At 73.2% G+C, this 8,080-nt stretch carries 6 protein-coding genes; 4 read left to right on the top strand and 2 right to left on the bottom strand.

Translation table 11 applies throughout. The annotated features are described in order from the left end of the window. The first annotated feature begins 41 nt into the window (after positions 1–41). The 4 genes from AC3EUJ_RS18765 to AC3EUJ_RS18750 all read left to right on the top strand — a co-directional run bounded on the left by AC3EUJ_RS18765 (position 42) and on the right by AC3EUJ_RS18750 (position 5,801). A complete protein-coding gene (locus tag AC3EUJ_RS18765) occupies positions 42–1,283 on the top strand; it encodes an HRDC domain-containing protein (protein ID WP_431962723.1) in 1,242 nt (413 codons plus the stop codon). A gap of 777 nt (positions 1,284–2,060) precedes the next feature. Further along, on the top strand, positions 2,061–3,281 hold the full coding sequence (locus AC3EUJ_RS18760) for a thiolase family protein (protein ID WP_431962721.1): 1,221 nt from the start codon (positions 2,061–2,063) through the stop codon (positions 3,279–3,281). Continuing rightward, positions 3,278–5,416 (top strand): 3-hydroxyacyl-CoA dehydrogenase NAD-binding domain-containing protein, encoded by a 2,139-nt coding sequence (locus AC3EUJ_RS18755; protein ID WP_431962719.1) that lies wholly within the window; start codon positions 3,278–3,280, stop codon positions 5,414–5,416. Before AC3EUJ_RS18760 ends, AC3EUJ_RS18755 begins: the two co-directional genes overlap by 4 nt. 256 nt (positions 5,417–5,672) lie before the next feature. Beyond that, the gene (locus AC3EUJ_RS18750) at positions 5,673–5,801 is read left to right on the top strand and encodes a hypothetical protein (protein WP_431962717.1); all 129 of its coding nucleotides are present in this window, start codon (positions 5,673–5,675) and stop codon (positions 5,799–5,801) included. Between the two features lie 3 nt (positions 5,802–5,804). Here the strand turns inward: AC3EUJ_RS18750 and AC3EUJ_RS18745 are convergent, their stop codons facing one another. Together AC3EUJ_RS18745 and AC3EUJ_RS18740 are read right to left on the bottom strand one after the other, a co-directional pair. Further along, positions 5,805–6,761 (bottom strand): SPFH domain-containing protein, encoded by a 957-nt coding sequence (locus AC3EUJ_RS18745; RefSeq protein WP_431962715.1) that lies wholly within the window; start codon positions 6,759–6,761, stop codon positions 5,805–5,807. Further along, entirely contained in the window at positions 6,758–8,020 is a 1,263-nt protein-coding gene (locus tag AC3EUJ_RS18740) for a peptidoglycan-binding protein (RefSeq protein ID WP_431962713.1), read from the bottom strand. Before AC3EUJ_RS18740 ends, AC3EUJ_RS18745 begins: the two co-directional genes overlap by 4 nt. Between the last annotated feature and the right edge of the window lie 60 nt (positions 8,021–8,080).

Genomic DNA, 8,080 nt, shown 5'->3' with positions numbered 1-8,080 from the left:
TCCGTCGGCGGGCGCCTGCTGTGCACAGATACTCTTGACTGGTGACCGACGCCCGAGAGACCGCAACAGAAGCACCCCCGGCGCCGGTCCCGCTGCTGGACCCGCGCGAGGGAATCCCGCCGGTGACCGCCAGCCCGGAGGCCTTCGCCGACGTTGTCGCGGCTTTCGCCGCGGGCTCCGGACCTGTCGCCGTCGACGCCGAGCGCGCATCCGGTTATCGCTACGGCCAGCGGGCCTATCTGGTCCAGCTGCGTCGTACCGGGGCAGGGACCGCGCTGATCGACCCCGTCGCCTGTCGGGACCTGTCGGCGCTCAGCGCCGCGCTCGACGGCACGGAATGGGTGCTGCACGCCGCCACGCAGGACCTGCCGTGCCTCGACGAGGCGGGCATGCGCCCCACCCGGCTGTTCGACACCGAGCTGGCCGGCCGCCTCGCCGGCTTCGCCCGGGTCGGGCTGGGCGCGATGGTGGAGAACGTCCTCGGGTACGCCCTGGAGAAGGGTCATTCCGCCGTCGACTGGTCCACCCGGCCGCTCCCCGAACCGTGGCTGCGTTACGCCGCGCTGGACGTGGAGCTCCTGGTCGACCTGCGCGACGCGCTGGAGGAGGAGCTGCGCGCCCAGGGCAAACTGGAGTGGGCGATGCAGGAGTTCGCGGCCATCGCCGCGGCCCCGCCGCCCCCGCCCCGCGTCGACCCTTGGCGCCGCACCTCCGGCATGCACAAGGTGCGCCGGCGCCGCCAGATGGCGGTCGTCCGCGAGCTGTGGACCCTCCGGGACCGGATCGCCCGCGAGCGGGACGTCTCACCCGGCCGCGTCCTCACCGACGCGGCCATCGTCACCGCGTCCCTGGAGGCCACCCCCAACGCGCACGCGCTGGCCGCGCTCCCCGGGTTCGGGCATCGCATGGGACGGCGCCAGCTGGAGCAATGGCAGGCCGCGATCGACCACGCCCGCAGCATCCCCGAGCGGGACCTGCCGCAGCCCGGCCCCGCCTACACCGGTCCCCCGCCGCCGCGCGCCTGGGCCGACAAGGACCCGGCCGCCGCGGCCCGGCTCTCCGCGGCGCGGGCGGCGGTCTCCGCGCTGGCGGAGCAGCTGAACCTCCCCCAGGAGAACCTCATCACCCCGGACACCGTCCGCCGCCTGTGCTGGGCGCCCCCGCGCGACCGCGGCCCCGAGTCCGTGGCGGCTTTCCTGACGGAGGCCGGCGCGCGGCCGTGGCAGGTCGAACTCACGACGCCGATTCTCACGGCGGCGGTGGCGGCGACGCCGCCGTCCTGACCGGGGGTGCCCCTACGGCCGGTTGTCGTGTGCGGCTCGTTTGCGCCTGGGGCGGGCATCCCCGCCCGCCCCGAGCCTTCGGCCGGGGGGACCCCATCAGGCGCGGTCTGTGCGGTCCCGCGCACCGTTACGTTGCGCTCGAAGCCGCACCGCAGCACATCGCCAGCCATCGGCCGGGGGGTGTCCCCGCCTCGGGGCTCGTGGCGCTGCCCCACATCGTCCGGCAGCGCGCGCCGCTCGTCCCCCGCGGGGCACCACGCCCACCCCCTCCGGTCGTGTGGTCGGCCGGCGGCCGGACGAGGTGGGGGCACGGTCAGTCGTTCCTCCCACCGCACGCAATTCCCCTGGCCGAAGGCTGGGGGCGGGTTGGCTCACCCCCACCCACCGGCGTGCGAACGGCGAGGACCGTGCACACCGAGCACGTGCGGCGCCGCTGTGGGGTCGCGCCCACCCTCCCCCGGCTACCGCTGGGTGGTGCCGCCACGCCTGCGCCGGACCGCCCGCCCCCCACCGGCCGTTGGTCGCGCAACCGACGGAGGGGGCGGGGTCGGTGGGGGGTCTCCCCGGCCGAAGGCCGGGGGGAGGGAGGGTGGGGGAGAAACCCCGACCGCAACCACGAACCGCGCCGCACACAACGACAACGGGCGGCCCGGCGCAGCCGAACGTGTGACGCCGCACACCCGCACTGGGCACATCGGTTACCCACGAGTAGCATGTACGGCGGAGCCGCCGTCTTCTGCCCGCGGCAAGCGAACCCGCATCTTGAGGAGAGCCAACGTGCCTCGTACCGCTAGGGACGTCGTCTTCGTCGACGGCGTCCGCACCCCGTTCGGCAAGGCGGGCCCGAAGGGCATCTACCACGAGACCCGCGCCGACGACCTGGTCATCAAGTCCATCCGGGAGCTGCTGCGCCGCAACCCCGCGCTTTCCCCGGAGCGCATCGACGAGGTCGCCATCGCCGCGACCACCCAGATCGGCGACCAGGGCCTGACCCTGGGCCGTACGGCCGCGATCCTGGCGGGGCTGCCCAAGTCGGTGCCCGGCTTCTCCATCGACCGCATGTGCGCGGGCGCGATGACCGCGGTCACCAGCGTCGCCGGCGGCATCGCCTTCGGCGCGTACGACGTGGCGCTCGCGGGCGGCGTGGAGCACATGGGCCGGCACCCGATGGGCGAGGGCGTGGACCCGAACCCGCGCTTCGTGTCGGAGAAACTGGTCGACGAGTCCGCCCTGTTCATGGGCATGACGGCGGAGAACCTGCACGACCGCTTCCCGCACCTGACCAAGCAGCGCGCCGACGAGTACGCGGTCCGCAGCCAGGAGAAGGCGGCGAAGGCGTACGCGAACGGCAGGATCCAGCAGGACCTGGTGCCGATCTCGGTGCGCCGCACCTCCCCCGAGGGCGGGGAGACCGGCTGGGGCCTGGCCACCGCCGACGAGCCGATGCGCCCGGGCACCACGCTGGAGAACCTGGCGGGCCTGAAGACCCCGTTCCGCGCCCACGGCAACGTGACGGCGGGCAACTCGGCGGGGCTCAACGACGGCGCCACCGCCTCCCTGGTCGCCGCCGAGGACGTCGCCCGGGAGCTGGGCCTCCCGGTGAAGATGCGCCTGGTCTCCTACGCCTTCGTGGGCGTCGAGCCCGAGGTGATGGGCATCGGCCCGGTCCCGGCGACGGAGAAGGCGCTCGCCAAGGCGGGCCTGTCCATCTCCGACATCGGCCTCTTCGAGGTCAACGAGGCGTTCGCCGTCCAGGTGCTGGCCTTCCTGGACCACTACGGCATCGCCGACGACGATGCGCGCGTCAACCAGTACGGCGGCGCGATCGCGTTCGGCCACCCGCTCGCTTCCTCCGGCGTCCGTCTGATGACGCAGCTGGCCCGCCAGTTCGAGGAGCAGCCGCACGTCCGCTACGGCCTGACCACCATGTGCGTCGGCTTCGGCATGGGCGGCACCGTGATCTGGGAGAACCCGCACTTCGACGGAGGCAGCAAGTGACCACCACCGCCGAGCTCCTCAAGGGAGCGGCCGAGCTGTTCCCGGACGAGGTCGTGACGCAGGCGCACGTGCGCCACCTCGACCTCCCGCAGGGCGCCGGGCGCTTCGCGCTCATCACCCTGGACAACGGTCTGGACCACACCAAGCCCACCACCTTCGGCCCGCAGTCGCTGGCGAACCTGAACGCCGCCCTCGACCAGGTCGAGAAGGAGGCCGCGGACGGCGCGATCGTCGGCGTCGGTGTCACCGGCAAGCCGTTCATCTTCGCGGTCGGCGCCGACCTCAAGGGCGTCGAGCTGCTGAAGCGCCGTGAGGACGCGCTGGCCATCGGCAAGGGCGGCCACGACGTCTTCCGCCGTCTGCGGTCCCTCGCCGTCCCGACCTTCGCGTACTACAACGGCGCGGCCATGGGCGGCGGCGTCGAGGTCGGCCTGCACTGCAGTTACCGCACCGTCTCGTCGGCCATCCCGGCCTTCTCCCTCCCCGAGGTCTTCCTGGGCCTGGTCCCGGGCTGGGGCGGCTGCACGCTGCTGCCGAACCTCATCGGCGCCGAGCGCGCGGTGAGCGTCATCATCGAGAACTCGCTCAACCAGAACAAGCAGCTGAAGGGTGGCCAGATCTACGACCTGGGCATCGCCGACGCGTTGTTCGACGGCGCGGACTTCCTGGAGCAGTCGCTCATCTGGACGGCCGCCGTCCTCAAGGGCGAGATCCAGATCGTCCGCCCCGAGCTGGACCGCGGTGCGGCGTGGGACGAGGCCGTCGCCAAGGGCCGTGCCTTCGCCGACTCCAAGGTGCACGGCGCCGCCCCGGCCGCGTACCGGGCGCTGGACATCATCGCCGCCGTCAAGGACGGTGACCTGTCGGCCGGTTTCGACGCCGAGGACGAGGCCCTTGCGGACCTCATCATGGGCGGTGAGCTGCGCTCCGGCATCTACGCCTTCAACCTGGTGCAAAAGCGCGGCAAGCGCCCGGCCGGCGCCCCGGACAAGAACCTGGCCCGCCCGGTCACCAAGGTCGGCGTCGTCGGCGCCGGTCTGATGGCCTCGCAGCTGGCGCTGCTCTTCGCGCGCCGCCTGGAGGTGCCGGTGGTCCTCACCGACATCGACCAGGAGCGCGTGGACAAGGGCGTCGGCTACGTCCACGGCGAGATCGACAAGCTGCTGGTCAAGGGCCGCGTCAACCAGGACAAGGCGAACCGCCTCAAGGCCCTGGTCTCCGGCTCCCTCGACAAGGCCGCGGCCTTCGCGGACGCGGACTTCGTCATCGAGGCGGTCTTCGAGGAGATCGGCGTCAAGCAGCAGGTCTTCGCCGAGGTCGAGGCGGTGGTGAGGCCGGAGACCATCCTGGCCACCAACACCTCCTCCCTCTCGGTCAGCGAGATGGCCTCGAAGCTGGAGCACCCGGAGCGGGTCGTCGGCTTCCACTTCTTCAACCCGGTCGCGGTGCTGCCGCTGCTGGAGATCGTGCGCGGCGAGAGGACCGACGACGCTTCCCTGGCCACCGCGTTCGCCGTGGCGAAGAAGCTGAAGAAGACCGCGGTGCTGACCAAGGACGCCCCGGCGTTCGTCGTCAACCGCATCCTCACCCGCTTCATGGGCGAGATCCAGAACGTCATCGACGAGGGCACCCCGGTGGAGACGGCGGAGAAGGCCATCGAGCCGCTCGGCCTGCCGATGTCCCCGCTGGTGCTGCTGGAGCTGGTCGGCCCGGCGATCGGTCTGCACGTCTCCGAGACGCTCAACCGCGCGTTCCCGGACCGCTTCACGGTCTCCCCGAACCTGGCGGCCGTCGTCAAGGCGGGCAAGCGCGGCTTCTACGTCTACGCCGCCGAGAACGGCTTCAAGCCGGAGCTGGACCCCGAGGTCGCCGCGCTCCTGGTGCAGGGCGACAGCGTCCTGACGGAACAGCAGGTGCGCGACCGCGTCCTGGACGCGGTGGCGCAGGAGATCGGCATCATGCTGGAGGAGGGTGTCGTCGCCGAGGCGCAGGACATCGACCTCTGCCTGATCACCGGTGCCGGCTGGCCCTTCCACCTGGGCGGCATCACGCCGTACCTGGACCGTGAGGGCGTCTCGGAGCGGGTGAACGGCAAGCCGTTCCTGGCCCCGGGCGTGGCGAGCGTGCCCGCGTAAGTCACCGCCGTAACACCGGTTCTGCCCCCCGGTACCGCTTGCCGCGGTACCGGGGCGGAACACTTCCGGGTGGTCTCCGTCCGGGCCGGCGCGCCATGGCGTCGCCGTCACCACCGGCCCGCGAAGGGGTGGTGGTCGCACGTCGGCCCGGACGGGGGCGGCCAGATCAGAAGCCCGCTCCATCGCACCACCGGGCACCTGCTGGACCCATCGCAGGGCCGAACCGCCGCCCGGCGCAACGACGATCATGCTGCCGGTGGCGTACGGCAAGATCGGCCCGAACCACGTCGTGGCCGCCGAGCCACAGGCGGCCCGTCTGGGGGAGGCGATCCGGGAGGACACCGGCATCCCCGAGCCGGTGCCGAAGTCCACGACCTCCAACTGAGGCTCACGCGGCGGGCGCGGAGCCCTCCGGAAGGCGGGCGGCGCAGTAAGCGACCGTCAGGTCACGCACCAGGGCCTTGCGTTCGTAGTCGTCGAGATCGACCAGGCCGCGGTCGAGGAGGCCGCGCACGGTCTCGCCGACGGCGGTGAGGGCATCGTCGAGGGCGGCCCTGCGGTGCCGGGCGTCCAGCGCCGCCAGTCGGGCGCGGCGCATGGCGGAGGCCACGGCGGGGGCGTAGTCGACCCGGACGGGCTGGACGGAGAACACCTCGACTCCGACGGGTCGCAGGTCCTGGACGACGATCCGGGTGAGGTCGTCCGCGAGGCGGTCGGCGTCGCGGAGCGTGGGACCGGGGCCGTGGAAGTCGTCGGCGGGCAGCCGGGACACACAGCGGACGACCGCTGCCTCGACCTGTTCGCGCAGGTAGCGCACGTGGTCGTGGACGGTGAAGGCGGCCCGCGCGGTGTCGCGGACCCGCCAGACCACCAGGACCGTGGTCTGCAACGGGGTGCCGACGGCGTCGGTGGCCTCGATGGGGCTGCTGCGCCAGTGACGCAGGCTGGTGTCGACGCGGCGGCGGGCGAGGAGCGGACTGATCCACAGCAGCCCGGTACGGCGGACGGTGCCGTGGTAGGCGCCGTGCCGGGTGAGCATCCACACGGAGCCAGGGCGGCCCCGGACCAGGCCGAGCGCGGTCAGGGCGGTGAGCGCGGCGAGGACGGCGACGGCGACGGTGCGCACGACCGGGGAGGTCCCGGCGGGGCCCAGGAGGAGCGCGGCGGTGCCGCCTGCGGCCGCCAGGGCCGTGAGCACGGCGAGGCCGCCGGGCAGGCAGCGTCCCGGACGTTCGGCGATCTCGGGCGGCGGCGCGGCGGCGGCTGGGCTGTGGACGCCGTGGGCGACGGGTGCCGGAGCGGGAACGGGGAGTTCGGCCCGGTTCCCCTGGGGGGTGATCGTCATGAGAAGAGCCGCCTCCACGTCTCGGGACCCGGGTAACCGTCCGCCCGGCTGCCCGACCACCCCTGGGCCCGCTGGAAGGCCTCGACGGCGCGCCGGTCGGCCTCGCCCCAGCGGGGGCCGGGGCCCTTCGCGTAGAACCGGCCGAAGCCCTTGGCGGCCAGTTGCCGTCCCAGCGCGAGCACGTGCGGGCCCGACTGGCCGGGCCTGAAGCCGCCGAGGCCCGGGTAGTCCGGGGCTGCCGCCGGGCGGCCGCCACCGGCGATGTCGGACCCCGCGCCCTGGGTGAGGTAACGCCACGTCAGCGGGCCGGGGAAGCCGTCGGCCTGATCGCCCTTCCAGCCCTGGGCCTGCTGGAAGGCACGGGTGGCACGGCGGTCGGCGTCGCTCCAGCGGGGCCCCGGGCCGTCGTGGTAGAAGGTGCCCGCGCCCCGCTGCCGCAGCATCTTGCCGAGCCGGGTGACGTATCCGTTGGAGGCGCCGGGGCCGAAGGACCAGCTCCCCGGGTATCCGGCGGAGGCCAGGTCGCCGAGGTCGAGGTCCCCGTAGAGGTCGTCGTAGAAGTCGCCGTAGCCCTCGCCGCGCAGGTACTTGTAACGGTAGGGGACGTAGCGCTTGGAGTGGTCCCAGTAGGCGTACGGCGTCGTGCGCACCCGGGCACGCGGACGGGTCTGCTCGTAGGCCACGTAACGGCTGTGCGCGGCATTCGCCCAGCCCCCGAAGATCGTGACGTGGGAACCGTCGACCGGGTCGCGGGGGTTGTGGAAGAGCAGGATGTCGCCGGGTTCGAGCTCGTCGCGGCCGATCCGTTCCGCGAAGCGGGGCAGTGTGCCGGTCCACTGGCTGGTGCCCAGGCCCCAGGCCATGGAGACGAATCCGGAGCAGTCCTGCCGGTAGCCGTCCCGCCAGCGGCGGCGCATGTCGTACGGGACGCGGGCGTCGATCCACCCCTGGGCCCGTTCCAGGATCTGATCGCGGGTCAGGCGGAGTGGGACCGCGGCGCCGATCCGGTCCGGCTGCGCCTGCTCGGTCCGGCCTGCGGACGCGGCCTGGCCCGCGTCCTCACCGGGGGCCGCCACCGCGGCGGGCGCCACGGCGGCCGCGCCGGCCGTGGCCAGGACGACCAGTGCGGCAGGAGCGGCAGCCGGTGGCGCGCAGGGGGGCGTGGCACGGGTCGCCGCCCGGATCAGCCGTCGCCGGGCGCAGTCCTCACAGACGCAGCCCGGCTGCGGCCCGACCTCGTCGAACACCGGTGTGGACATGCGCACCACCACTCCTCGCGATCGAGTGCCACATGCCCTTATTACCCGATGTCCACGTAA

This window comes from Actinacidiphila sp. bgisy160 (assembly GCF_057707815.1).
The sequence above is the reverse complement of the archived record's forward strand: the minus strand, read 5'-3'. Positions and strand labels throughout refer to the sequence as shown.

Excerpts from the sequence above, each read along its gene's own strand:
- AC3EUJ_RS18745 (WP_431962715.1), bottom strand. The coding sequence starts at position 6,761 with ATGACGATCACCCCCCAGGGGAACCGGGCCGAACTCCCCGTTCCCGCT.
- AC3EUJ_RS18740 (WP_431962713.1), bottom strand. The coding sequence starts at position 8,020 with ATGTCCACACCGGTGTTCGACGAGGTCGGGCCGCAGCCGGGCTGCGTC.